This is a genomic window from Microvirga ossetica, from assembly GCF_002741015.1.
In the GTDB taxonomy this organism is placed as follows: domain Bacteria; phylum Pseudomonadota; class Alphaproteobacteria; order Rhizobiales; family Beijerinckiaceae; genus Microvirga; species Microvirga ossetica.
In genome coordinates, this window is sequence record NZ_CP016616.1 from 3,632,287 (window position 1) to 3,657,183 (window position 24,897).

Sequence of the window (24,897 nt, forward strand, 5' to 3'; positions counted from 1 at the left end):
CCTTGGGTCGAGTTTACCACCACAGCGCGGCGGCTTGCCTATCGCGTTCGCGCTGGGGCTGCTGCTGAGGTGCTTTGAGGGAATGGTCGAGCGCCGTCAAGACGCGGCGCACGGAGGTCTCGAAGGGAAGGCCCGTCTTGTCGCGCGGACGCGACAGCGTGAGCGGCAGTTCATCGAAGATGCGGCCGGGTTTCGGCTGCATCACGACGGCACGATCCGCGAGCGTCACCGCCTCCTGCACGTCGTGCGTGACGAGCACCACGGTCGGGCGCGTTTCTTCCCACAGCCCGAGCAGGTGCTCGTGCAGGCTGGCGCGGGTGAAGGCATCGAGCGCCGAGAACGGCTCGTCGAGAAGGAGCACCTTCGGGTTGGTGACGAAAGCGCGCGCGATGGAGACGCGCTGCTGCTGGCCGCCCGAGAGATCGCGCGGCCAGCGGTCCGCATGCTCGGACAATCCGATCTTGTCGAGCGCATGCGAAACGCGCGCCTTTCGTTCCGAAGCGCTCACGCCGTCGAGGCCGAAGGCGATGTTGTCGAAAACCGACAGCCAGGGCAGCAGGCGCGGCTCCTGGAACACGATGCCCACGTCCGGATGAGGGCCCGACAGCACCTCGCCGTCGAGGCGGATACGCCCAGCGCTTTCCCGATCGAGGCCGGCGACGAGGCGTAAGAGCGTGGTCTTGCCGCAGCCCGAGCCGCCGATCAGCGAGACGATCTCGCCTTCCTGCACGGTGAGATTAATATCGGAGAGCGCCCGCGTGCCGTCGGCATAGGTCTTTGAGAGGTGTTCGAGGAAAAGCATCTAATGACCTCGCGCACGATACACCGACCTCATCCTGAGGAGGTGCGAAGCACCGTCTCGAAGGAGGGTCCAGCGTGCACTGAACACGCAACCCTCGTCCTTCGAGACGCCGCTATGCGGCTCCTCAGGATGAGGATTGCTGGTGGTCCGGCCTTTGGTTGAAAGTTGCATCACAACCGCTCCCGCACGGTGTCCTGCCAGCGCACGAGCGGCTTGGTGCCGGCGACGAGCAGGCTGTCGGCGGTCTTGCCGAGGAGCGCGAAGGCGATGATGGCGGCGAGGATCTGGTCGGGCTTGCCCATCTGCTGGCCGTCGACGAGCAGATAGCCGAGGCCTTCCGATGCGCCCATGAATTCGGCGGCGACCACGAACATGAAGCCGAGGCCGAGGCCCGAGCGCAGGGCGATCACGGCCTCCGGCAGAACCGCCGGCAGCAGGATGCGCCGGGCGAGCTGGACGCGCGAGAGACGGAACACATGGCCGACTTCGACGAGCTTGCGGTCGACGGAGAGGATCGCGCCCGCGATGCCGAGATAAACGGGGAAGAACACGCCGACGGCGATGAGCGCCACTTTCGAGGCTTCGAAGATGCCGAGCCAGAGAATGAACAGCGGCACCCAGGCGATGGAGGGAATGGCGCGCAGAGCCTGCAGCGTCGGATCGAGCAGACGCCGCATGGTCTGGCTGGAACCGGAAAGCGCGCCGAGCGCGATTCCCGCAACGGCCCCGGTGACGAATCCGACGAGAACGCGCCAGAGCGTCATCCAGGCATGGGTCCACAATTCGCCGGTTTCCGCGAGGCCCCAGAGCGTCGCGATGATGCGGCTCGGCGGCGGCACAAGGCGCCCTTCCGCAAGGCCGAGCGAGACGACGGCCTCCCAGAGGAAGGCGATGGCGATGGGCAATAAAAAGCCGAGAAGGATGCGCCAGTCGAAGGCGCGTCGCTTCTCGGTTAAGTCAGGGGCCGCGAGAGCGGCGGCACCCTCATGGGAGGACCAGGCGTTGCTTACAGCGTTGCCTGTCACGGCGCTCTCCCGCGATGAAGACATCAGCGCGATGCGGTGGCGAAGCGGCGGTCGATGAGGGAATCGACGGCGGCGCGCACATTGGTCTCGGGAGTGATGACGCCGGCCTGCTGCAGGGCGAGACCCGCGGCGAGGATCGTGTCGGTCTGCGGCTGGCCGATCGAGGAATGCGTGAGCTCCGTGCGCTCGAGCTGGCGCTCGATCACCGCATCGGACAGCTTCGTGTAGGTGACCAGCGTCTTCTTCAGGTCGTCCTTGTTGGCGAGCGAGTACTTGCGGGCTTCCTCATAGGCCTTGAGCACGCGCTCGACGAGAGCCGGATTGTCCTTGGCGAAGGATTCCGAAACGTTGAGCACGCCCCAGGTGTTGGCGCCGGCGTTGCGGTAGAACAGCTGCGCGCCGCTTTCCACTTCGGCGGCCGCCATCAGCGGGTCGAGGCCGGCCCACGCATCGACGTCGCCGCGCTCGAGCGCCGTGCGGCCGTCAGGATGCTGGAGCAGAACGAGCTTCACGTCCTTCTCGGTGAGCTTGGCCTCCTGCAGGGCGCGCACGAGGAAGATGTGCGGATCGGTGCCGCGGGTCACGGCGACGCGCTTGCCCTTCAGGTCCTCGACCTTGGTGATGCCGGTGTCCTTGCGGGTCACGAGCGCCGTCCATTCGGGGCGGGAATAGACGTAGATCGACTTGATCGGGTTGCCGTTGATCTTGCCGATCAGGGCGGCGGCGCCGGCGGTGGAGCCGAAATCGATCGAGCCCGCATTGAGGAATTCGAGCGCCTTGTTGGAGCCGAGCGACTGTACCCAGCGGACCTTGATGCCGTCCTTTTCGAGCTCCTTCTCCAGGAAGCCCTTGTCCTTCAGGACGAGGCTGACCGGGTTGTAGGTGGCGTAATCGATGCGGATTTCCTTCACCTGCGCCGAGGCGGCGGTGGCGAGGGAGGCAAGGCCGGTGGCGAGAGAAGCGGCGATGAGGAGGCGGCGGGTCAGGCTCATTGTTTCGTCCCATGTTTGGCGCATGGGAGCATCGTTCGAGGCGCCCGGCGCTTTAGCTGCACTTGTTTCGCGCCCGCAATCTGCATGCTCAAATCGGCGCGTGTCCGGTTTATAGAACCATGCGTTTTTTATGTCAAACTCTATCTTCTATAAAGAACGCTCGATCGGTTTCGGCTCATAATGCCACTCCGCCCTTGGGTGGAGGGCTTATCGAGTATAAGTCAAAACTGTTCCTCGCAGACGGTTGTTCCATGCCAGCCCATAGTGCCAAGAGCGTCCTGAAAAGCCTCGGTTCCCAGCCGATCCGCGATGCCGCGGACTTGCGCGCCAAGCTCGTGCCCGAGCTGAAGAATCTCCTCGAAGAGGCGCACCGGGAGGCTCAAGGGAAGCTTCTCGAGAGCAATAACGGCCTCGTCTGCGCCCGCTATTTCTGCGACCGGATGGACGAGCTGGTGCGCATCGTCCACGACGCGGTGGTCCGGCATCTCTATCCGGCGGCCAACCCCTCCTCCGGCGAGCGTCTCGCCGTGGCGGCGACCGGCGGCTACGGGCGCGGGACCCTGGCGCCGGGCTCGGATGTCGATCTCCTGTTCCTGCTGCCCTACAAGCAGACCGCCTGGGGCGAGAGCGTCGTCGAGGCGATGCTCTACGTGCTGTGGGACCTCAAGCTGAAGGTCGGCCACGCGACCCGCTCGGTCGAGGAATGCCTGCGCGAGGCGCATGGGGACATGACGATCCGCACCTCCCTGCTCGAAGCGCGCTTTCTCTTCGGCGACCGGGAGCTCTTCGACAACCTGGAGAAGCGCTTCGAGCAGGAAATCGTCGCGACCTCAGCGGCGGAATTCGTGGACGCCAAGCTCAAGGAGCGTGACGCCCGCGTCGCCAAGGCCGGCGCTTCGCGCTACCTCGTCGAGCCGAACGTGAAGGACGGCAAGGGCGGCCTGCGCGACCTCAACACGCTGTTCTGGATCGCCAAATACGTCTACCGGGTGAAGGAGCCCAAGGAGCTGGTGAAGGCGGGACTCTTCACGCAAGGCGAGTTCAACCTGTTCTCGCGCTGCGAGGAGTTTCTGTGGCGCGTGCGCTGCCACATGCATTTCGCCACCGGCCGCGCCGAGGAGCGCCTGACCTTCGACCTGCAGCGCAGCATCGCCGAGCGCATCGGCTACGCGCCGCGCGGCGGATTGTCCGCCGTCGAGCGCTTCATGAAGGCGTACTTTCTCATCGCAAAGGATGTCGGCGACCTCACGGCCATCGTCTGCGCCGAGCTCGAGGCGCGCCAGACCAAGCGCCGCCCGATGCTCGACCGCATGTTTGGCCGCTTCCGCCGCCAGCGCGGCGGGGCGCTGGTGGGCGACGACTTCACCGTCGACAACAACCGTCTCAACGTCGCCTGCGACGAAGCCTTCGAGCGCGACCCGGTCAACCTGATCCGCCTGTTCTGGCTCGCCGACCGGCACAACCTCGCGATCCATCCCGACGCGACGCGGCTCGCCACCCGCTCGCTGCGGCTCATCGGCCCCAACCTGCGCAACGACCCGGAGGCGAACAAGCTCTTTCTCGAGATCATCACCTCCCGCAACGCGCCGGAGGTGGTGCTGCGGCGGATGAACGAGACCGGATTGCTCGGGCGCCTCATCCCGGATTTCGGCCGCATCGTCGCCATGATGCAGTTCAACATGTATCACCATTACACGGTGGACGAGCACCTGATCCGCTCGGTCGGCGTGCTGACCGAGATCGAGGCGGGCCAGCTCGAGAGCGAGCATCCGCTGGCGAACAAGATCTTCCCGACCATCCGCAACCGACGCGCGCTCTACGTCGCCGTCTTCCTGCACGATATCGCCAAGGGCCGGCCGGAGGATCATTCGACGGCCGGTGCCGCTATCGCCCGCAAGCTCGGACCGCGCTTCGGCCTCACCGAGGCGGAAACCGAGACGGTGGCGTGGCTCGTGCAATATCACCTGCTCATGTCGAACACGGCCCAGAGCCGCGATCTCTCGGATCCTGCCACCATCAAGAGCTTCGCCGAGGTGGTGCAGACCATGGAGCGTCTGAAGCTCCTGCTCGTGCTCACCATCGCCGACATCAAGGCGGTCGGCCCCGGCACCTGGACCGGCTGGAAGGGTCAGCTCCTGCGCAATCTCTACCAGGAGACTGAGGTGTTTCTCGGCGGCGGGGCCGTGGATCTCGCCCGCTCGGAGCGGGTGCGCATCGCACAGGAGCGGCTGCGCGCCGAGCTGCCCGACTGGACCGACGCGGAATTCGAGGCCTATGCCGCCCGCCACACGCCCGGCTACTGGCTCAAGACCGACGAGACCCGCCGGGCGAACCAGGCCCGGCTGCTCCGGGAAACGGACAGGGCCGGGCACACGGTCCGGACGACCTACGAGACGGATCAGTTCCGCGGGGTCACCGAATTCACCATCCTGTCGCCTGACCATCCCCGCCTGCTCGCCATCATCACCGGCGCCTGCGCGGCCTCGGGCGGCAACATCGTCGATGCGCAGATCTTCACCACGACCGACGGGATGGCGCTCGACACCATCGTGCTGTCCCGCGCCTTCGATCGGGACGAGGACGAGCTGCGCCGGGCCGGGCGGGTCGCCAAGGCGATCGAGCAGGCGCTCAAGGGGGAGGTGAAGATCGCCGACCTCGTCGACGGCAAGCGCCCGGCGAAGGAGCGCTCGAAGGCCTTCCACGTGCCGCCGGAGGTCGCCATCGACAACTCGCTGTCGAGCCGCCAGACCGTGATCGAGGTGTCCGGGCTCGACCGGCCGGGCCTGCTCTATGACCTCACGACGGCTCTCGGCAAGCTCAACCTCAACATCGCCTCGGCCCACATCGTCACCTTCGGCGAGAAGGCGGTGGACGTGTTCTACGTAACCGACCTGACGGGCACGAAAGTCACCCATGTCGGCCGCCAGGCCACCATCACCCGGACCCTTCTCGAGGTGTTCAAGGCGGAGGAAACCGAGCCTCTCCAGCGCCGCAGCGCTTGATTTGTGGCGCAAGGGACCTGATATGAGCCGAAACCTTTCTCATCCCATCTTAGTTGGTCGACCATGAATCCGAACGACACGGAAAACCCGAACGTGGCCCAGACGGCCGAGCCCGCCAATGATGCCGCCCCGGCGGCAGCTGCCGAAGCGGATCCGATCGCCGCTCTCGAGGCCGAGAAGGCCGATCTCAAGGACAAGCTTCTGCGCCTGATGGCGGACATGGAGAATCTTCGCCGCCGGACGGCACGCGAGATCACCGATGCCCGCACCTATGCCGTGACCAATTTCGCCCGCGACATGCTCAACGTGGCCGACAATGTCCGCCGCGCCATCGAGAGCGTGCCGGAGGAGGATCGCAGCACCGCCGAAGGCTCCTTCAAGGGCCTGATCGAAGGCATCGACCTCACCGAGCGCGACCTTTTGAAGAACCTGGAGCGCCACGGGGTCAAGCAGCTCGACCCTCAGGGCCAGAAATTCGATCCGAACCTGCATCAGGCGATGTTCGAGATCCCCAATGCGGAGGTGCCCAACGGCACCGTGCTGCAGGTGGTCCAGTCCGGCTACGTGATCGGCGACCGCGTGCTGCGCCCGGCCCTGGTCGGCGTCTCCCGCGGCGGTCCGAAGGCGCCTGCCAACGGCAACGGCTCCGAGGCGGCGGATAACCCCTCGGCGGCGTCGTAAGAAACTAGCCTCCGTACCTTTCCCTCCCCCTTGCGGGGAGGGGTAGGGATGGGGGTCGCAAAGTCGAGCCTCTGGCTCTGGTGAGGGAAGCGCGACGTCGCTACAGTGCCGACCTGTCGATCTCTCACCCGGTCGCACCACCCCCACCCTTCATCCCTCCCCGCAAGGGGGAGGGAAAATGGCGGTGCCGCCGGCCCATGCAGGCCAGAAGTGACCTTCCTTCAAAACATCCCCTTCGAATCCATCGGCGTTGCCGTCTTCGCCCTGTCCGGCGCGCTGATGGCGGCGCGCAAGGGCATGGACCCGTTCGGGTTCGCCCTTCTCGCCACGCTCACCGGGGTCGGCGGCGGCACTATCCGGGACCTTCTGATCGGCACACGGCCCGTTTTCTGGGTCGGGGACCCGACTGACGTGCTCGTCTGTCTGATCGTGGCGGAGCTCGTCTTCGCCCTCGGCCCCAGGAGGGTCGCCATGATCGAAGGCGGCCGCCGGGGGCGGCTTCTTCTCTGGGCCGATGCCTTAGGGTTGGCCCTCTTCGCCGTCACGGGCACCGGCAAGGCGCTCGCGGCAGGCGTTCCGCTTCTCTCCGCCGTCGCGCTCGGCACCACCACCGCCACCTTCGGCGGCATCATCCGCGATATTTTTGCCGGAACGACGCCCCTCGTGCTGCGTCAGGAGATCTACGTCACGGCCGCCGCCCTGGGCGCTGCCGTCATGGTCGCCCTCCTGGCGACCGGGCTCGATGCCTTCCTCTGCGCTGCCGCCGGCTTCGCGGCCGCCTTCACGCTGCGGGCGCTCGCCATCCTGCGCGGCTGGTCGCTGCCGGCCTTCCCGGCACGGGACTAGGCAAGGGATTAGGGACTGAGATCGATCCCATCGATGACGTTGCGGAAGCGTGGCAGGTTCCGGTCGCGCTGCTCGACCCGGGAGAGGCCCACCATGCGCACGTAGCGGTCGGGCTCGAAACGGATGGTCTGCATCACGATGATCGGCTGGCCCGATTCCACCTCGACCGCCTTGGCGACGATCTCGTGCCAGTCCTGGCCCTTGAAGCGGAAGGATTCCGAGCGCTCGACCTTGATGTCCTTGAGGATCTGGTTCGAGTTCAGGGCCGCATGGGCGAATTGGCCGCGCCGTTCGGCCGGCGGGACCGGCACATTGAGCGAGGCCGCCACGATGAACATGGGCTGCTCCACGGCCTTGACGATGTCCTGCGGCCCATCGGTGAACAGGACCGAGTTGCCCGACATCACCCGCACCGGGCGGAAGCCGGCCATGTCGCCGAGCCGGAAGGGCAGGGCGGAGACCTGCTCCTCGATGGAGACGGGACCGCGCAACGCGATGCTTTTCAGGGCATCGCGCATCTGCGCTTCGCTGTAGCCGTCTCCCCCGCCGCGCACCTGCGCGATGATGAGCGCGGTGACGCCCGAGTCCTTGACCGCCATCACCCATTTGCGGCCCGCCCCCGGCCCGGTCATGGTGCCGCCGATCAAGATTCCCGTCCGCGTGCCGATCTTCAGGTTCTCGCGCGAGGTCTCGCTCATGCCCTGGCGCTTCAGGGCGTCCTTGGTCAGCCCGTTCACCAGCGGCTGATAGGCATCGGCGGGCATTTCCACGAAGTTGATGGCCGCGGCCTTCTCCGGGTTCTCGAAGCCGCTGAACCGCTTCGACACCGTCATCTCCTCCGGCGGCACGAGGCCGATCCGCGAGGCGGGCGGGAAAACCGGCTCGGCCGCGAAGCCAGCCTGCACCGACAGGACGAGGCCCAAGGCGGCGGCTGCAAAAGCTTTCATGGAGGCCCCTCCGAATTTCATAGTATGAGGCTAGAGCGGCTTTCCCACCTTGCGCAAGGTGAGATTGAGGCGCCCGCCCTGCGGCAGCAGGTCCGAGCTTCCCGCGTTCAGCCGGTCGATGCCATGATAGATCAGCCGTGCCGGCCCGCCGAACACGATCGCGTCACCGGAACGGAGCCTGATCGAGCGCGTCGGGTCCTTGCGCTCCACGCCGCCATAGCGGAAGAGCGCCGTGTCGCCGAGGGAGAGCGAAACGACGGGGGCCGCGAACTCCTCCTCGTCCTTGTCCTGGTGCAGCCCCATGCGGGCCGTGGGCTCGTAGAAATTGATCAGGCAGGCATCGGCCGGATGCGGATAGCCGCTCAGGTCCTCCCAGGCGCGCAGCACTTGGCTTGGCATGGCGGGCCAGGGCTCGCCGGTCTCGGGATGCGCCGGCTGGTAGCGATAACCCTCCACGTCCGACACCCAGCCGAGCCGCCCGCAATTGGTCATGCGCACGGAGAACGGTTTTCCGGTGCGCGGCATGCGCGGCGTGAAGAGCGGTGCCTGACGCGTGATCTCGCGCAGGCTCCGGAGCAGCTGCTCCTGCGCCGGACGGTCGAGGTAATCGGGATGGTAGGTGAGGCCGGGGGCGAGGGTGATGGGAGACATGGGATTAATGTGGCGCCTGCCATCTCTCGACGTCATCACCGGCCTCGTGCCGGTGATCTCGATTCGGAGACGCGCAACGCCCTTCAGCATTGGGATGGCCGGGACAAGCCCGGCCATGACGTATGAGGTGCGACAAGGCCGTAATGCCTCCTAACCCTCCAGCACCTTCTTGCTGGCGACGGTGGTGTCGTCGTTGAGGTCGTATACCAGCGGGATGCCGGTCGCGAGCTCGAGGCTCGGGATGGTCTCGGAGGTGAGGCCGTCGAGCACCATCACGAGGGCGCGCAGCGAATTGCCGTGGGCGGCGACCAGCACGCGCTCGCCGCGCATCACTCGGGGCAGGATCTCGCGGATGTAGTAGGGCAGCACGCGGGCGACGGTATCCTTCAAGCTTTCGCCGCCGGGAGGCGGCACGTCGTAGGAGCGGCGCCAGACATGGACCTGCTCCTCGCCCCAGCGGGCGCGGGCATCGTCCTTGTTGAGACCCGACAGATCGCCGTAATCGCGCTCGTTCAAGGCCTGGTCCGCGATGGTCTTCAGACCCGGCTGGCCGATCTCTTCCAGGATCAGCTTGCAGGTGCGTTGGGCCCGCCCGAGGTCGGAGGTGAAGGCGACATCGAACTGCACGCCCATTTCCTTCAGGCGACGGCCGGCATTGCGTGCCTCCTCGATGCCGAGATCGGTGAGCCCCGGATCCTTCCAGCCGGTGAACAGGTTCTTCAGGTTCCATTCGCTCTGGCCGTGGCGGGCAAGCACAAGAAGGCGGTTCATGTCTCAGCGTCTCCGTTTCGCTTCCCTCCCCCTTGCGGGGAGGGGTAGGGGTGGGGGTGGTTCGACCAGGTAAGCGAGGTTGAGAGTCAGGGGCTGTATTGACTGATGGTTTCAATTACTAGCCGCAGCGTTCCGACTTTCCGACCCCCACCCTCCATCCCTCCCCGCAAGGGGAGGGAAGAAAAAGTCAGAGCCGGTCGAGGCCGAGAACATCGGCCATGGTGTAATAGCCGGGCTTCTTGTCGAAGCCCCAGAGGGCGGCCTTGACTGCGCCGCGGGCGAAGATGCTCCGGTCCTCGGCGCGATGCGCCAGTTCCAGGCGCTCGCCGGCGCCCGCAAAAATCACCGAATGCTCGCCGACCACGGTGCCGCCGCGAAGCGTCGCAAAGCCGATATCGCCGGGATTGCGCGCGCCGGTATGCCCGTCGCGGCTGCGCACGGAGCGGTCCTTCAGAGAGATCTTGCGGCCTTCCGCCGCCGCCTCGCCGAGGAGGAGCGCAGTGCCGGATGGCGCATCCACCTTCATGCGGTGGTGCATCTCGAGGATCTCGATGTCGAAGTCTTCTCCGAGGGTCGCCGCTACCTTGCGCACGAGGCCCGCGAGCAGGTTGACGCCGAGCGACATGTTGCCGGACTGGACGATGCGCGCATGGCGCGCGGCCGCCTCCAGCTTGGTGAAATCGGCCTCCTGCAGGCCGGTGGTGCCGATCACGTGGACGATGCGGGCCTGGGCGGCAAGCGCCGCGAAGGCCGTGGTGGCGGCAGGCGCCGTGAAGTCGAGCACCCCGTCGGCCTGGGCGAAGACGGGCAGCGGATCGTCGGTCACGTCCACGTCGAGCAGGCCGGTTCCGGCGAGCAGCCCGGCATCGTGACCGAGCGCGGAGGAGCCCTCCCGCTCGATGGCGCCGACGAGGGTGCAGCCCTCGGTCTCGGCCACGGCTTTGATGAGCATGCGCCCCATGCGTCCGGCTGCCCCCACCACGACGAGTCGCATCTCGCTCATGCCGCTCTCCTGTTGTTACGGGGTCAGGGTATAGCGGCTCGAGGTGCCGCTGAGAAGCGCGGAGGCCGCCTTAACCCTCCCCCCTTTGCGGGGGAGGGTGGCGAACGAAGTGAGCCGGGAGAGGGGGCGTTCGACGATTGAGCGCGGCCCTCTCCCGACCCTCGCTGACGCGAGGGCCACCCTCTCCCGCAGAGGGGAGAGGGGAAGGGCGCACGTCAACCCGGCTGCGGCCCTTCATAGCCTTCGATGATGATGATGTCGGCGACCGCGTGGCCGTCGCGCTCGGCCTTCGCGGCCTGGTACTCGGGCGAGTCCCAGCATTCCAAGGCCGCCTGATAGGACGGAAACTCGATCACCACGTTGCGGGCGCGTGCGCCGCCTTCGGCCACGCGATACGTGCCGCCGCGCACCAGGAAGCGGGCGCCGTATTTGGCGAAGGGGACGGCATTGGCCTTCACGTAATTCTGATAGGCGTCGGGGTTCGAGACGTCGACGCGGCCGATCCAATAGCCCTTCATCGCTTACGCTCCTTCCACCAGCACGAATTCGGCGACGCAGGCGCCCTCGCGCTTGGCCTTGGCGGCCTGATATTCCGGCGAGTTATAATAGGTGCGGGCCTGCTCGACGGAGTCGAACTCGATCACCACGTTGCGCGGGCGCGCCTCGCCTTCGAGCGCCTCGTAGGCTCCGCCGCGTACCAGCGGCCGGCCGCCATACTGGCGGATCGCCTCCGTCGCGCCCTTGGCGTATTCCGCGTAAGCCTCGGGATTGGTGACGGTGACGCGGGCAATGACATAGCCTTTGGGCATGGAGCGCTCCTCTTATGTCGTGGAAGGAAACCCTCCTCCCCCTTGTGGGGAGGAGTTGGAGGTGGGGGTGTGGGCGATAGCCTATGAACGTCTGGCGCTGGCACCCCCACCCTGGCCCTCCCCACAAGGGGGAGGGGAAAACGCCGTGTTGACTTTAGGTTTACGATGCTTGAGCGATCTCGCGCACGATGGCTTCCACCGCCGCCCTGGGATCGGCGGCCTTCACGATGGGCCGGGCCACCACGAGATGGTTGGCGCCGAGACGGATGCCTTCCGCTGGTGTGACGATGCGCTTCTGGTCGCCGGCATCCGCTCCCGCCGGGCGGATGCCGGGGGTGACGATCAGGCGGTCCGGCCCGAGGATGGCGCGCACGCGCTCCGCTTCCGTCGCGGCGCAGACGATGCCGTCGATGCCGAGGTCGCGCGCCTGTCCGGCTCGGCGGGCGACGAGCTCTGCCGCCGGAACCGGTACATAGCCCGCCTCGACGAGGTCGTTGTCGTCATAGGACGTGAGCACCGTCACCGCGAGGATCTTCAGGTTCGTGCCTGCTTTTCCGGCGACGGCTGCGCGCATAGTCTGGGGATAGGCGTGGACGGTGAGGAAGGTTGCGCCGAGCCTCGCCACCGAGCGCACGCCCGCCTCGACGGTATTGCCGATATCGTGGAGCTTGAGGTCGAGGAAGACCTTCTTGCCCTGGCCGATCAGTTCGCGGGCGAATCCGAAGCCGCCGGCATAGGCCAGTTGGTAGCCGATCTTGTAGAAGGTGCCGGCATCGCCGATGCGGGTGACGACGGAACGCGCTTCCTCCACGGAGGGAACGTCGAGGCCGATGATGAGCTTGTCGCGAATGTCTCCGGTCGGGACGGGATTCGTCGGGAGAGACATCGCAGCGCTCATGGATGATTGACCTTGTTGTAGACCCACACGCGGGCCGGGGGCAGGTTGCGCCAGATCCGGTTGGAGGCCCGAGCCTTATAGCTCTTGGAGCGCGCCGGGATCGGGGGCACCACCGCATAGGTGAACTGGATGAAGGGCGCGCCCGGATGCATCAGCTCCTGCGCCATCTCCAGAAGGTCGAGGCGCTGGTCCATGGGCTTGGTGAAGAGCGGCAGGCTCGATACGGTGGCCGCGGCCGGTTCCTGGAGGATGCCCGAGAGCGTCTCCTTGAGATCGTAGGCATCGCCCTGGACGATGGTCGCCTTCGGGAAGCGGCGCTTCAGGAGCTGGCAGAATTCGGGATTGTATTCGATCAGGACGAGCCGGTCCTGCGCCACGCCGCGCCGGATCAGGGCATCGGTGACAGGTCCCGTGCCGGGGCCAAGCTCGATGACGGGGCCCGGGATGCGCGGATCCACGAAGGATGCCATGGTCCGCGCCAGGATCTTGCCGGAGGGCGTGACCGCGCCCATGACAAGCGGCCGCTCGAGCCAGGACCTCAGGAAACGGGCTTCGTCGGCGAAGCGATCCTTCTTGAGGGGAAGTTTCCGGGCGGTTGGCCGTTGAAACGACTGATGCACTGAGGAGGCCCCTTGCGCGGCGGATCACATTGGCTGTTTAGAACCCAAAGAAAACGACCGTCAAGTTAAGTTGATCCACCGAGCCCGTCGATAAACTCCCGGAAACGCGAGAAGAAGCCGGAACTTTCCGGGTGATTCTCCTTCGAGCACTCCTGGTCGAACTCCGTCAGGAGCTCGCGCTGGCGCTTGGTGAGCTTCTGCGGGGTTTCCACAACAACCTGGATGTAGAGGTCGCCCACGTCCCTGGAACGCAGCACCGGCATGCCCTTGCCCCTGAGGCGGAACTGCTTGCCGGTCTGGGTGCCCTCGGGCACCTTCACGAGGGCGTCGGTGCCGCTGAGCGTCGGAACACTGAACTCGCCCCCCAGCGCCGCCGTGACCATGGAGATCGGCACGCGGCAGAACAGGTCCGCCCCGTCGCGCTGGAAGAAGGGGTGGGCCTTGATCGACAGGAAGATGTAGAGATCGCCCGCGGGTCCGCCGCGCAGGCCGGCCTCGCCTTCGCCGGCGAGCCGGATGCGCGTGCCGTCCTCGACGCCTGCCGGGATGTTGACGGACAGCGTGCGCTCGCGGGTGACCCGGCCGGCGCCGCCGCAGGAGCCGCACGGATCGTCGATCACCTCGCCGCGCCCATGGCAGTTCGGGCAGGTGCGTTCGATGGAGAAGAACCCTTGCGTCGCCCGCACGCGCCCGGCGCCGCCGCAGGTGGGGCAGGCCTTGGGCTTCGAGCCCGGCTTCGCGCCGGAACCGGAGCACGCCTCACAGGTGATGGAGGTCGGGATCTTGAGTTCGGCGGTCTTGCCGTGGAAGGCCTCGTCGAGGGAGATCTCGAGGTTGTAGCGCATGTCGGCGCCGCGCTCGCGCCCGCCGGTGCTCCGACCGCGCCCGCCGCGTCCGGTGGCATCGCCGAAGAAATTCTCGAAGATGTCCGACATGAAGTCGGAGAAGTCGCCGCCGAAGCCCGGCCCTGCACCGCCCGGTCCGCCATTGGCGAAGGCCGCATGGCCGAAGCGGTCATAGGCCGCGCGCTTCTGGCCGTCGGAGAGGGTCTGGTAGGCTTCGTTGAGTTCCTTGAACTTGACCTCCGCCTCGTGATCGCCCGGGTTGCGGTCCGGATGATATTGCATCGCGAGCTTGCGGAAGGCGGATTTCATCTCCGCATCGGTCGCGGTCTTCGAGACGCCGAGAACCTCGTAGTAATCGCGCTTCGACATATCAGGCGCCCCTCGGAGCGGTTAGCCGCTCCATCATGCCGCCGATCCGTTTCGATCGCGTCTCTCGCCTCTTCGCCTCCTCGATCCAGCGCAGACACTCATGCTGGTGAGAAGGGAGCAGCTTGTCGAAGACGCGGCGGGCCTCGGCATCTTTAGCCAAAGCATCGCGGATATCGGGCGGTACGTCCATCATTGTTGGTGCCAGCCTTTCGGCCATTCATGAAAACGGCACCCGGGCATCAAACCGGGTGCCGAATTCCTCAAAGAGCGGTCATGCGGTTTAAGCGCGCTTCTTCTTGTCGCCCTCGTCGACTTCCTGGAAGTCGGCGTCGATGACGTCGTCCTTCTGGGCAGCCTCGCCTTCAGGAGCCTGCTCGCCGCCTTCGCCGGTAGCCGCCTGCGCGGCATACATAGCCTCGCCCAGCTTCATGGAAGCCTGCATCAGGTCCGTGGTGCGGGCCTTGACGACCTCGGAATCCTCAGCCGCAAGAGCCTGACGGAGGGCGTCGATGGCGGTCGTGATGCCCTGCCTGTCGGATTCGGAGACCTTGTCGCCGTAATCGGCGAGCGACTTCTCCGTGGCATGGATCAGGCTCTCGCCCTGGTTCTTGGCCTCGACGAGCTCGCGGCGCTTCTTGTCTTCCTCGGCGTGCGCCTCGGCGTCCTTGACCATCTTGTCGATGTCGGCGTCGGAGAGACCACCTGAGGCCTGGATGCGGATCTGGTGCTCCTTGGCGGTCGCCTTGTCCTTCGCCGTGACGTTCACGATGCCGTTCGCGTCGATGTCGAAGGTCACCTCGATCTGCGGCACTCCGCGCGGTGCCGGCGGGATGCCCATGAGGTCGAACTGACCGAGCAGCTTGTTGTCCGCCGCCATTTCGCGCTCGCCCTGGAAGACGCGGATGGTGACCGCGTTCTGGTTGTCTTCCGCGGTCGAGAACACCTGGCTCTTCTTGGTCGGGATCGTCGTGTTGCGATCGATCAGACGGGTGAACACGCCGCCGAGCGTCTCGATGCCGAGCGAGAGCGGGGTCACGTCGAGAAGCAGGACGTCCTTCACGTCGCCCTGGAGCACGCCGGCCTGGATCGCCGCGCCGATGGCCACGACCTCATCCGGGTTGACGCCCTTGTGGGGCTCCTTGCCGAAGAAGGTCTTCACGACCTCCTGGATCTTGGGCATGCGGGTCATGCCGCCGACCAGGACCACCTCGTCGATGTCGCCGGCGGAGATGCCGGCATCCTTGAGGGCCTTGCGGCAGGGCTCGATCGTCTTCTGCACGAGATCGTCGACGAGCTGCTCGAACTTGGCGCGCGAGAGCTTGAGCGCCAGGTGCTTCGGACCGGAGGCATCCGCCGTGATGTAGGGCAGGTTGATCTCGGTCTGCGAGGCGGAGGAGAGCTCGATCTTGGCCTTCTCGGCCGCTTCCTTCAGGCGCTGCAGGGCGAGCTTGTCCTTGGTCAGGTCGATGCCCTGCTCCTTCTTGAACTCGGCCGCCAGGTACTCGACGAGGCGCATGTCGAAGTCCTCGCCACCGAGGAAGGTGTCGCCGTTCGTCGACTTCACCTCGAACACGCCGTCGCCGATCTCGAGCACCGACACGTCGAAGGTGCCGCCGCCCAGATCGTAGACCGCGATCATGCCGGTCTGCTTCTTGTCCAGGCCGTAGGCCAGGGCCGCAGCGGTCGGCTCGTTGATGATGCGCAGGACCTCGAGGCCGGCGATCTTGCCGGCGTCCTTGGTAGCCTGGCGCTGGGCGTCGTTAAAGTAGGCCGGAACCGTGATGACGGCCTGGGTGACCGGCTGCCCGAGATAGGACTCGGCGGTCTCCTTCATCTTCTGAAGGGTGAAGGCGGAGATCTGCGAGGGCGAATACTGCTTGCCGTCGGCCTCGACCCAGGCGTCGCCGTTCGGACCCTTGATGATGTGATAGGGAACGAGGCCCATGTCCTTCTTGGTCATGGGATCGTCGAAGGTGCGCCCGATCAGGCGCTTGATGGCGAAGAAGGTGCGCGACGGGTTCGTGACCGCCTGACGCTTGGCCGGCTGGCCGACGAGGCGCTCGCCTTCGTCCGTGAAGGCCACGATGGACGGGGTCGTCCGCGCGCCTTCCGCGTTTTCGATGACTTTGGGCGTCGTGCCTTCCATGACAGCGACGCAGGAATTGGTAGTGCCGAGGTCGATACCGATGACCTTACCCATGGCGGGATCCCTCACTTTCAAGCAGACCGCCGGGCCCTAAAAGCAGCCCGGCCCATGGCTTACTGGATGTTGCTGACAAAAATGCCGGGACCGCCTCAAACCGAGCCATGCCCCGTGCTGGCGCTGATATAAGAAGGGGTTTTGAGGGGTGCAAGACGAACGTGAGGGCTAGATTGGGGCAATTCGTCCGATCGGGCATATGTTGCACTTCTGCCATGGAGGCGGTTTCCCAGCTTGGCCGCTGAAACTTTTCGTCCGCGGGGCCGTCCTCTCTGGCGGCGCTGCGCTCGATGCAGCCCCGGCAAAAGGGAAGGTCATGGAACCCCCACAGGAGAAATATTCCCTCAAGGGCGGCTGCCAATGCGGCCAGGTGCGCTACGAGCTCGCAGCCCCTCCTCACGCAATCTATGTCTGCCATTGCCGGGAGTGCCAGAAGCAGTCGGCCTCGGCCTTCGGGATCTCCGCGATGGCCCGAAGCGCCGATGTCCGGCTCGTCTCGGGCCGGCTCGAGCATTGGACCCGCATGACCGATTCCGGAGGGACTCTCGCCTGCTTCTTCTGCCCGGCCTGCGGATCGCGCGTCTGGCACGGGGACAGGGACCGGGAGGACGAGGTCAGCGTCAAGGGCGGCTCCCTCGACGAACCGGTCGACCTGACGGGCGCGATCCATATCTGGACCTCCCGCAAGCTCACCGGCGTGATCATCCCGGAGAGCGCCCGTCAATATCCGGAAGAGCCGGATTAGCGTCCTATTCCGTCGCTCCGAGCCGCCGGAGGAGGTCCGCGGCTTCCGGATGCTGGCTGCCCTGGGCCTCCAGCATGGGCGTCAGACCGTCCGACCGGCGCGATTGCAGCTTGGCGCCCTTCGCCACGAGAAGCTCTATCGCGCGCAGCGAGCCGACCCAGGCCGCCACATGCAGCGGCGTCTCGCCGTTCTGGTTTGCGGCCTCAAGATCGGGGCGGGCGTCGAGAAGCAGCCCGAGCATGTCGATCTTGTCGTTCACGATGGCCTGATGCAGGGGGGTGATTTGACTGGCACTCCGCGCATTGACGTCGGCTCCTCTGGCCAGCAGCAGCCTCGCCGTGTCGACATGGCCCAATCTCGCCGCCACGAACAAAGGGGTTCGCGCGGTCGCATCGCGGGCGTCGATTTCGGCGCCATTGTCCAGGAGCAGGGCCGCGAGGGTTGCATGGTTGTAGTTGGCGGCGACATGCAAGGGGCGGGCGCCGTCTGCCTCATGACGCGCGTTCACGTCAGCCTGTTTGGCGATCAGGAGCCTGGCTATTTCGACATTGCCGTCGAACGCGGCCAGATGGAGCGGCGATCCGAGGTCCCCGGGCGCGTTGACGTCGGCGCCGGCGATGAGCAGGGCTTCGACGGCGTCCGCTTTCCCGGCGATGACCGCATCGTGCAGCTCGTCTGCCTGTCCGGGATCTTGCAGTGAAAACGCAACCAGCATGCCAGAGATGAGATGGACCGGCCATTTCATGATGGCGCCCTCCCGTCACAGGATCCGCAGATCCTCCGTTGCGGACGGGAGTTTAGCACACGTCGCCTGGCGCCTGTAGCAGATCCATGGACCTCCCGGCTCACAATCGGCGATGCGGATGCCCCGTATTTCCGGGTGCCGACGGTGTCTGCCTGGGTTAGAATGAGACCTCGTCGCGTTCCCTCGACGCTCTCACGAGCGCCCCTGACTCGTCCCGCGCGGAAGTGGTCATGGCCCTTAAGCTTCTCCTCTCCTCAGTCGTCGTTGCGGTGGCGCTCTGCCATCCGACCGAAGCCCACGACATCTACTCGCATCTGACGGATTCGTGGGGCAACAGCTGTTGCGACGACAAGGATTGCCGGCCGGCGCGCTATCGCGTGACGCCGACCGGCGTGCGCATGCTCGTCGATGGGGAATGGGTCGAGGTGCCGGGCTACACGATCCAGTACCGGGCGCTGAGCGGCGATAGCGGTGAAACGAACGGCGGCCATTGGTGCGGCCGGTCCTATCAGAGGGTCGACAACAGCGTGTTCCACGTCACCCAATGCGCCATCCTGCCGCCCGGCGCCGCATCCCTCCTCAAGCTGCGGCTCGGACTCGTCGGAACCGGAAGCGCTCCTTAGGCCGCTTTCCGTCCAGCCTCCCAGCCCAGGATGGCCTGCTTGCGGGTCAGGCCCCAGTGGTAGCCGGTCAGCGCGCCGGACCGGCCGAGCACCCGGTGGCAGGGGACGACGAAGGAGACCGGGTTCTTGCCCACCGCCGCACCGACCGCCCGGCAGGCGGCGGGCTTGCCGATATGGCGGGCGATGTCCGAATAGGTGGTGGCCCGGTCGCGTGGGATCCGCAGCAGGGTCTGCCAGACCCGGACCTCGAAATCGGTGCCGATCAGCACGACCCGCAGGGGCTGCTCCGCCTGCCATTGCGACGGGTTGAAGACGCGCTTCGCGAGCGGCGCGGTGGCGGCCTCGTCCTCTACGTATTCGGCCTTGGGCCAGCGGCGGGTGAGATCCGCGAGCGCCGCCTGCCGGTCGCCGTCATCGACGAAGCCGAGGCCGGCAAGGCCGCGGTCGGTCGCGATCAGCACCGCCTCGCCGAAGGGGGAGGGGTGGAAGCCGTAGCGCATGACGAGGCCTGCGCCCGCCGCCTTGTAGTCGCCCGGCGTCATGGCCTCGTGGGTGACGAAGAGGTCGTGCAGCCGGGCCGGGCCGGAGAGGCCGACCTCGTAGGTGGCATCGAGCACGCTCGCGGAATCGGCGAGCAACGCCTTGGCATTGTCGAGGGTCAGCGCCTGCAGGAAGGCCTTCGGGCTCAGGCCCGCCCAGCGCCGGAAAAGGTGGTGCACATGGGTGGTGGAGAGCCCCACATGGTCCGCGATCGCCTCCAGCGAAGGCTGCTCGCGCCAGCGCTCCGAGATGAACGCGATGATCCGGCGCACCCGCTCGTAATCCGAATGCGGCTCGTCCGGCACCGTGAAGGCGCCCGGGTCGATGGTGATGTCGCGCAATGTATCGAGCATGACTTTCATCCTTGATTGAGAGCCATCCTAGCGAGCCCGGTGGAGAGGCGACACCCGATTCCTGTGGCGATCCCCCCGTGTGGAAGTGGGTGAGAGCGGAGCCGATGTCATCCCCGGCGAGCGAAGCGAGGGAAGGGGATCCATCCGCGCGCTCAGCGGTTTGATGGATTCCCTTCCCCTCCGCTGCGCTCCGGCCGGGAATGACACCGTCCTTCATGCCCCCGACCGGGTTATCACACGCACCACGTCATCACCGGCCCTGTGCCGGTGATCTCGATTAGTTGAGGCGGTGCGCTCTTCCGTATCGGGATGGCCGGCACAAGGCCGGCCATGACAGTGGGAGTGTGACGAGAGGGTGACGAGAGGGTGACGAGAGGGGGTGAGCGGAGGAGCGCGGGCAACGTTATGTTCTCACTTTGTTCTTGACAGGGATGGCAACCTCGGCTATACCCTTGCCTAAGATCTGCTCCTGCACGAGGGGCGCGCTCGCGAGGCGTCGCAGTGTGGGAGCAGGCACGGTCCCGTGACAGGTCTCGCACCCCTGTCGACGGGAGGCCCAGGCTGTGTGCCGCTGAATAGGGATTGGGTCGAGGCCGCCGCTGACCTTGCGGTTCCCGCCTCGGGCAGTCGCCGAACCGGCACCGCCTGTCCGCCTAAAAAAGCCGTGCGCGAAGCGGCCTCCCGGCTCTTCCATCATCACCATGCATCATCGAGCCGGGCCGCCCTTCGCGCCACCCTCGCTCTCACCACAGGCTCGGAGCCCAAAGCTCCGGGCCCCACGGTGCTGGAGTTTTGTCTAATGACCCCGCTTCACATCCGCCAGGGCCCGGCTGAGGGCTTCCGCCAGGGTCTCGCGTTCCGGCGGGGAGAGGTCGCGGGCGATCACCACATGCTCGTTGCGGGAGGTGAGGGACAGCTCCTGCATCCCGTACTCGTCGTCGACCTCGCGGTCGAGCCGGGTCCAGAGGGGGTTGAACTGCCAGTCCTGGACGTCGCCCCTGGGACTCACCTTGCGGAACAGGAGCCGGATCGGCGTCAGCTCCAGGAGTTCGAAGGCCTCGCCCTGGCGGTAGCTGACGCGGAAGGCGATGTAGAGGCCGAGGAAATCGAGGCCGAAGAAGCCGGCGACGGGCCAGAAGCCCATGATCAGGAAGGGGAGGCTCGCTGCCACGGAGACGAGGCAGACCAGCACCATGAGGATCCTGAAGCCGCGCAGGCTCAGCGACCGGTGCGGACGGATGACGGCCGAGAAAACCGGCTGCTCGAACCGGTCGATCCCGCCCAATGTCGCCTTGCCGCTCGTCATCGCTCAAGTATAACGCATAAATGTCCGATCTGAAGCCATCCCCCCGCCGCACTTCCAAGCCCAAGGCGCCCCCCAAGGCGCCCCCCAAATCGAAGCCCGCCGTTCCGGCGAAGGCCGTGGGCAGGGCGGTGCGCGCCCGCACGCCGAAGCCGGTCGACCGGGCGACGGTAATCGAGATCTTCCGCCGTTTCCATGCGGCCGAGCCGGAGCCCAAGGGCGAGCTCGAGCACACCAATGCCTACACGCTCCTCGTCGCCGTGGCACTCTCCGCACAATCGACCGATGTCGGCGTCAACAAGGCGACGCGGAGCCTGTTTCCCATCGCGGATACGCCGCAACGAATGCTCGACCTCGGCGAGGAGGGGCTGCGCCAGCACATCAGGACGCTGAACTTCTTCAACACCAAGGCGAAGAACGTGATCGCGACCGCGAGGCGGCTGGTGGAGGAGTTCGGCGGCAAGGTGCCGAACTCCGTCGAGGTCCTGGAGACCCTGCCGGGCGTCGGGCGAAAGACCGCCAGCGTCGTGGTCAACATCGCTTTCAAGATCCCGCGCATCGCCGTCGACACGCATATCTTCCGCGTCACGAACCGCATCCCGCTCGCCATCACCCTAACGCCGCTCGACACGCAGGTTGCGCTCGAGGCGCTGGTCCCGGACGAGTACCTTCTCCACGCCCACCACTGGCTCATCCTGCACGGCCGCTACATCTGCAAGGCGCGCCGTCCCGAATGCTGGCGCTGCCCGATCAACGATCTGTGCCGCTATCCGGACAAGACGATTCCGTAGGTTCTATTCCGTCATCCCGGACGGCGAAGCCGATCCGGGATCGCAAAACGGATATAGCGCGGGTGTCCCCTCCCTCCATGAGGGCTGGAGGGCTGATCGCGCTGCACTCGTTGAACGATCCCGGATCTCCGCTGTCGCTCCGTCCGGGATGACGCCCTGGGAAATGCGACGAGAACTTATCGCCTCAGGCAGCGCGGCGCCGCTCGCGTGCACGCAATCCCCGGCGTCGAGCAGGCGAGGCCCTCTGGGGTTCGGGCGCAGACCACGCAGCTGTCGGTCCACTCGACGCAGGCGGGATCGGGAGGCCCGCCCTCCGTCGTGGGCTGCGGCCCGGCATGTGTACCCGCGATCACGGCAAGAACTACGATCAGCAGAGCGACCGCAAGGGACAGGACGATTGCGAGGCTTTCGTCGCGTGAAGGCATGGATCAGCCGTAGACGATCAGGCCCGCGAGGCCCGCGGCGCCGACGAGGATGCGCCAATAGGCGAAGGGCGTGAAGCCGTGCCGGGAGACGTAGTCGAGCAGCAGCTTCACGACGAGCAGCGCCGCGACGAAGGCGGAGAGGAAGCCGGCGACGATGATCGCGGCGTCGTTGGCGGAGAGGAACTTGTAGTTCTTCAGCAGGTCATAGGCGAAGGCGCCGGCCATGGTGGGCATGGCGAGGAAGAACGAGAACTCCGCCGCTGCGCGCTTCGAGGCTCCCATCAGCATGGCGCCGACGATGGTGGCGCCCGAACGGGAGACGCCGGGGACCATCGCCACGCATTGGATGAGGCCGATCTTGAAATACATCGAGAGCGGAAAGCGCGTCGCGTCGGTCTTCGTCGCCTCGAGCGGCATGCGGTCGATGGCGAGGAGCACGAAGCCGCCGACGATCAGCGTCGCGCAGACGATCCAGGGATTGAAGAGCACGTCCTTGATGAAGCCGTGCAGAGCCGCGCCGATGATGGCGGCAGGCAGGAAGGCGACGAGAACGCCGACGACGAAATGGCGCGCCATCGGATCGTAGGGCAGCGCCTTTGCGATCGACCACAGCTTGTTGAAGTAGACCGACAGGATGGCGAGGATCGCGCCGAGCTGGATCAGGACCTCGAAGGTCTTGCCGGTCGACTCGAAGCCGAGGAAATGGCCGACCAGGAGCAGATGCCCCGTCGAGGAGACCGGAAGGAACTCCGTCAGGCCTTCGATGAGGCCGAGAAAGAGCGCCTCGATAAGTTGCGACATCGTTGAAAATCCTGAAAACGGCGCCAGATGCGGGAGCGGCTCACGTCTGTCAAGCGAGGTTTGCGTTGCCTGCGCCGGCCTTCTGCATCACAGACATGAGATTCACCAAAATTCCTTACCAACCCTTAACGAAGCACGGCCTTATTCTCGCCCTCTGTTTCGCGTCTGCATAATTTCATGGCCATCCTGCATTCCTACCCTTTTTGCCCGCAGTCGCGGTTCGCGCGCCTTGTTTTCGCGGAGCTCGGTCTCGAGCCGGATGTGGTCGAGGAAAAGCCCTGGATTCGGCGCATCCCCTTTCTGGAAATCAACCCGGCCGGCCAGTTGCCGCTCTTCGTCGACGATAACGGCCTTGCGGTGGCAGGACCCCTGGGGCTGGCGGAGTACCTCGACGAAACGCGCGGCGAGGATTTGAGGGACCGGCGCTTTCTGCCTCAGGCCCTGCCGCAGCGGGTCGAGGTGCGCCGCCTGCTCGACTGGTTCCTGGTCAAGTTTCACGGCGAGGTCTCGGATTATCTTGCCACGGAAAAGATCTACAAGCGGTTCATGCCCATCGAAATGGGTGGCGGTCCGCCGGACATGGGCGCGATTCGCGCAGCCCGGACCAATGTGCGATACCACCTCAAATATATCGGCTTTCTGATTTCCAAGCGGAATTGGCTCGCCGGCGACCAGATGACCTATGCGGATCTGGCGGCGGCGGCCCATCTGTCGGTGGTGGATTATCTCGGCGACGTGCCATGGGACGAGGACGAAACAGCGAAACATTGGTACGCCAGGATCAAGTCCCGGCCGTCCTTTCGCGCGCTCCTCGCGGACCGGGTGCCGGGGATGGCGCCGGCGGGCCAATACGACGACCTGGACTTTTAGAGAGCGAGGAGCTGAAACGCGCCTTCGTCGCGCGCGCCAAGGCGCTCGGCTTCGAGATCGTCCGCATCGCCCGGCCCGACGCGATTCCACTGGCGCCCGAGCGCCTCAAGACCTGGATCGAGGCCGGCCATCACGGTTCCATGGATTGGATGGCCGAGACGGCGGAACGCCGCGCCGATCCCCGCACCCTCTGGCCGGAGGTGCGCAGCGTCATCCTGCTCGGGCTGAATTACGGTCCTGCCGAGAACCCGCTGGCCGAGCTGGAGCGGACGGATTGCGGCTACATCTCGGTCTATGCCCGCAACCGCGACTACCACGATGTGATCAAGGGCAAGCTCAAGGAGGTGGCGGGCTTTCTCGCCTCCAGGGCCTCGTCCGACGTAAAGGTCTTCGTCGACACGGCGCCGGTGATGGAGAAGCCGCTTGCCGAAGCCGCAGGCCTCGGCTGGCAGGGCAAGCACACGGTGATCGTCTCGCGCGAGTTCGGCAACTGGCTGTTTCTCGGCGCGATCTTCACCACGGCGGAACTGCCGGCCGACGAGCCGGAGCGCGATCATTGCGGTTCGTGCCGGCGCTGCCTTGACATCTGCCCGACGAACGCCTTTCCCGCGCCCTACCGGCTCGATGCGCGGCGCTGCATCTCGTATCTCACCATCGAGCACAAGGGGCATATCCCGGCCGAACTGCGCCCCGGCATCGGCAACCGCATCTTCGGCTGCGACGATTGCCTCGCGGTCTGCCCCTGGAACAAGTTCGCGCAGGCCGGACGCGAGGCGCGCCTCGTGCAGCGCGAGGATCTCGCTTCGCTGCCGCTGGCGGAACTCGCCCGGCTCGACGATCCCGCTTTCCGTGCGCGCTTTTCCGGCACCCCGATCAAGCGCACCGGGCGCGACCGCTTCATCCGCAACGTGCTCGTCGCCATTGGAAACGCGGGCGATGTCGGACTGGCCGGGGAGGCGGTGCGCCTGCTCGACGATGCCTCGCCGCTCGTTCGCGCCATGGCTGCCTGGGCCGTCGGACGTCTGCTGCCGCCCGAGACCGTTGCGCGACATGCCGAGGAGCGGATGGAGAAGGAGACCGATCCGGACGTGCGCGAGGAGTGGCGCCGGGCTAAGGCGCCCATTCGGGCACTGGCCTAGTCAACGCTGGATCGGAATTCTCCGCTCAGAGGCGCAGGCGCATTTTCCCTCCCCCTTGTGGGGAGGGATCAAGGGTGGGGGTGTGAGCGATGCCTATCAAG

General features: G+C 66.0%; 27 protein-coding genes. 8 read left to right on the plus strand and 19 right to left on the minus strand.

The features are described from left to right. Positions 1–13 precede the first annotated feature (13 nt). The 3 genes from BB934_RS17225 to BB934_RS17235 form a co-directional block, all read right to left on the minus strand. Complete coding sequence (locus BB934_RS17225) at positions 14–802, minus strand: ABC transporter ATP-binding protein (protein WP_099510736.1); 789 nt, start codon at positions 800–802, stop codon at positions 14–16. A 170-nt stretch (positions 803–972) separates the two neighbouring features. After that, the gene (locus tag BB934_RS17230; RefSeq protein ID WP_099510737.1) at positions 973–1,827 is read right to left on the minus strand and encodes an ABC transporter permease; all 855 of its coding nucleotides are present in this window, start codon (positions 1,825–1,827) and stop codon (positions 973–975) included. Positions 1,828–1,850: 23 nt separating this feature from the next. Beyond that, the gene (locus BB934_RS17235) at positions 1,851–2,819 is read right to left on the minus strand and encodes an aliphatic sulfonate ABC transporter substrate-binding protein (RefSeq protein ID WP_099512953.1); all 969 of its coding nucleotides are present in this window, start codon (positions 2,817–2,819) and stop codon (positions 1,851–1,853) included. 251 nt (positions 2,820–3,070) lie between these two features. Here BB934_RS17235 and BB934_RS17240 point away from each other — a divergent pair, with 251 nt between their 5' ends. From BB934_RS17240 to BB934_RS17250, 3 genes are all read left to right on the plus strand, one after another. Beyond that, positions 3,071–5,821 (plus strand): [protein-PII] uridylyltransferase, encoded by a 2,751-nt coding sequence (locus BB934_RS17240; RefSeq protein WP_099510738.1) that lies wholly within the window; start codon positions 3,071–3,073, stop codon positions 5,819–5,821. Between the two features lie 63 nt (positions 5,822–5,884). Beyond that, a complete protein-coding gene (gene grpE / locus BB934_RS17245; protein WP_099510739.1) occupies positions 5,885–6,502 on the plus strand; it encodes a nucleotide exchange factor GrpE in 618 nt (205 codons plus the stop codon). A 210-nt stretch (positions 6,503–6,712) separates the two neighbouring features. Further along, the gene (locus BB934_RS17250; protein WP_237049998.1) at positions 6,713–7,348 is read left to right on the plus strand and encodes a trimeric intracellular cation channel family protein; all 636 of its coding nucleotides are present in this window, start codon (positions 6,713–6,715) and stop codon (positions 7,346–7,348) included. An 8-nt stretch (positions 7,349–7,356) separates the two neighbouring features. Here the strand turns inward: BB934_RS17250 and BB934_RS17255 are convergent, their stop codons facing one another. The 11 genes from BB934_RS17255 to dnaK all read right to left on the minus strand — a co-directional run bounded on the left by BB934_RS17255 (position 7,357) and on the right by dnaK (position 16,461). Then, positions 7,357–8,295, minus strand: a complete 939-nt coding sequence (locus tag BB934_RS17255; RefSeq protein ID WP_099510740.1) for a hypothetical protein — start codon at positions 8,293–8,295, stop codon at positions 7,357–7,359. A gap of 30 nt (positions 8,296–8,325) precedes the next feature. After that, on the minus strand, positions 8,326–8,982 hold the full coding sequence (locus tag BB934_RS17260; RefSeq protein ID WP_418294698.1) for an alpha-ketoglutarate-dependent dioxygenase AlkB family protein: 657 nt from the start codon (positions 8,980–8,982) through the stop codon (positions 8,326–8,328). 114 nt (positions 8,983–9,096) lie between these two features. After that, positions 9,097–9,717, minus strand: coding sequence for a 2,3-bisphosphoglycerate-dependent phosphoglycerate mutase (locus BB934_RS17265; protein WP_099510741.1), 621 nt, complete (start codon positions 9,715–9,717; stop codon positions 9,097–9,099). A 187-nt stretch (positions 9,718–9,904) separates the two neighbouring features. Beyond that, entirely contained in the window at positions 9,905–10,711 is an 807-nt protein-coding gene (gene dapB, locus BB934_RS17270; RefSeq protein WP_099512959.1) for a 4-hydroxy-tetrahydrodipicolinate reductase, read from the minus strand. A 224-nt stretch (positions 10,712–10,935) separates the two neighbouring features. Further along, entirely contained in the window at positions 10,936–11,238 is a 303-nt protein-coding gene (locus BB934_RS17275) for a DUF1330 domain-containing protein (protein WP_099510742.1), read from the minus strand. A 3-nt stretch (positions 11,239–11,241) separates the two neighbouring features. After that, positions 11,242–11,529 carry a DUF1330 domain-containing protein gene (locus BB934_RS17280; protein WP_099510743.1) on the minus strand — a complete coding sequence of 96 codons (288 nt, stop codon included), beginning with the start codon at positions 11,527–11,529 and terminating at the stop codon, positions 11,242–11,244. A 160-nt stretch (positions 11,530–11,689) separates the two neighbouring features. Continuing rightward, entirely contained in the window at positions 11,690–12,415 is a 726-nt protein-coding gene (pyrF, locus tag BB934_RS17285; RefSeq protein ID WP_173909463.1) for an orotidine-5'-phosphate decarboxylase, read from the minus strand. Between the two features lie 8 nt (positions 12,416–12,423). Beyond that, complete coding sequence (locus BB934_RS17290) at positions 12,424–13,047, minus strand: class I SAM-dependent methyltransferase (protein WP_099510745.1); 624 nt, start codon at positions 13,045–13,047, stop codon at positions 12,424–12,426. A 65-nt stretch (positions 13,048–13,112) separates the two neighbouring features. Further along, on the minus strand, positions 13,113–14,261 hold the full coding sequence (gene dnaJ / locus BB934_RS17295; protein WP_099510746.1) for a molecular chaperone DnaJ: 1,149 nt from the start codon (positions 14,259–14,261) through the stop codon (positions 13,113–13,115). Between the two features lies 1 nt (position 14,262). Continuing rightward, positions 14,263–14,454, minus strand: a complete 192-nt coding sequence (locus BB934_RS17300; protein ID WP_099512961.1) for a YdeI/OmpD-associated family protein — start codon at positions 14,452–14,454, stop codon at positions 14,263–14,265. A gap of 87 nt (positions 14,455–14,541) precedes the next feature. Beyond that, entirely contained in the window at positions 14,542–16,461 is a 1,920-nt protein-coding gene (gene dnaK, locus BB934_RS17305; protein ID WP_099510747.1) for a molecular chaperone DnaK, read from the minus strand. Between the two features lie 316 nt (positions 16,462–16,777). On the opposite strand from dnaK, the gene BB934_RS17310 reads away from it, so the two are divergent. After that, a complete protein-coding gene (locus BB934_RS17310) occupies positions 16,778–17,206 on the plus strand; it encodes a GFA family protein (RefSeq protein WP_157934211.1) in 429 nt (142 codons plus the stop codon). A gap of 4 nt (positions 17,207–17,210) precedes the next feature. On the opposite strand, the gene BB934_RS17315 is transcribed toward BB934_RS17310, so the two are convergent. After that, positions 17,211–17,951 (minus strand): ankyrin repeat domain-containing protein, encoded by a 741-nt coding sequence (locus tag BB934_RS17315; RefSeq protein WP_099510749.1) that lies wholly within the window; start codon positions 17,949–17,951, stop codon positions 17,211–17,213. Between the two features lie 230 nt (positions 17,952–18,181). Between BB934_RS17315 and BB934_RS17320 the strand changes: the two genes are divergently transcribed. Next, a complete protein-coding gene (locus BB934_RS17320; protein ID WP_099510750.1) occupies positions 18,182–18,574 on the plus strand; it encodes a hypothetical protein in 393 nt (130 codons plus the stop codon). Here the strand turns inward: BB934_RS17320 and BB934_RS17325 are convergent. Continuing rightward, positions 18,571–19,467, minus strand: a complete 897-nt coding sequence (locus tag BB934_RS17325; RefSeq protein ID WP_099510751.1) for a methylated-DNA--[protein]-cysteine S-methyltransferase — start codon at positions 19,465–19,467, stop codon at positions 18,571–18,573. The two genes, BB934_RS17320 and BB934_RS17325, sit on opposite strands and share 4 nt — an antisense overlap. Before the next feature lie 796 nt (positions 19,468–20,263). Continuing rightward, positions 20,264–20,773: a DUF2244 domain-containing protein gene (locus BB934_RS17335; protein ID WP_099510753.1), complete on the minus strand. Its 510-nt coding sequence runs from the start codon at positions 20,771–20,773 to the stop codon at positions 20,264–20,266. A gap of 20 nt (positions 20,774–20,793) precedes the next feature. Here BB934_RS17335 and nth point away from each other — a divergent pair, with 20 nt between their 5' ends. Beyond that, positions 20,794–21,561, plus strand: coding sequence for an endonuclease III (gene nth / locus BB934_RS17340; protein WP_099510754.1), 768 nt, complete (start codon positions 20,794–20,796; stop codon positions 21,559–21,561). A gap of 176 nt (positions 21,562–21,737) precedes the next feature. On the opposite strand, the gene BB934_RS17345 is transcribed toward nth, so the two are convergent. Then, entirely contained in the window at positions 21,738–21,986 is a 249-nt protein-coding gene (locus tag BB934_RS17345; RefSeq protein WP_099510755.1) for a hypothetical protein, read from the minus strand. Between the two features lie 3 nt (positions 21,987–21,989). Continuing rightward, positions 21,990–22,787 (minus strand): undecaprenyl-diphosphate phosphatase, encoded by a 798-nt coding sequence (locus BB934_RS17350; protein ID WP_099510756.1) that lies wholly within the window; start codon positions 22,785–22,787, stop codon positions 21,990–21,992. Positions 22,788–22,964: 177 nt separating this feature from the next. On the opposite strand from BB934_RS17350, the gene BB934_RS49130 reads away from it, so the two are divergent. Both BB934_RS49130 and queG read left to right on the plus strand, forming a co-directional pair. Next, a complete protein-coding gene (locus BB934_RS49130) occupies positions 22,965–23,657 on the plus strand; it encodes a glutathione S-transferase family protein (protein WP_099510757.1) in 693 nt (230 codons plus the stop codon). Beyond that, positions 23,555–24,796: a tRNA epoxyqueuosine(34) reductase QueG gene (queG, locus tag BB934_RS17360; RefSeq protein ID WP_237049999.1), complete on the plus strand. Its 1,242-nt coding sequence runs from the start codon at positions 23,555–23,557 to the stop codon at positions 24,794–24,796. The genes BB934_RS49130 and queG overlap by 103 nt, the downstream gene beginning before the upstream one ends. Positions 24,797–24,897: the final 101 nt, after the last annotated feature.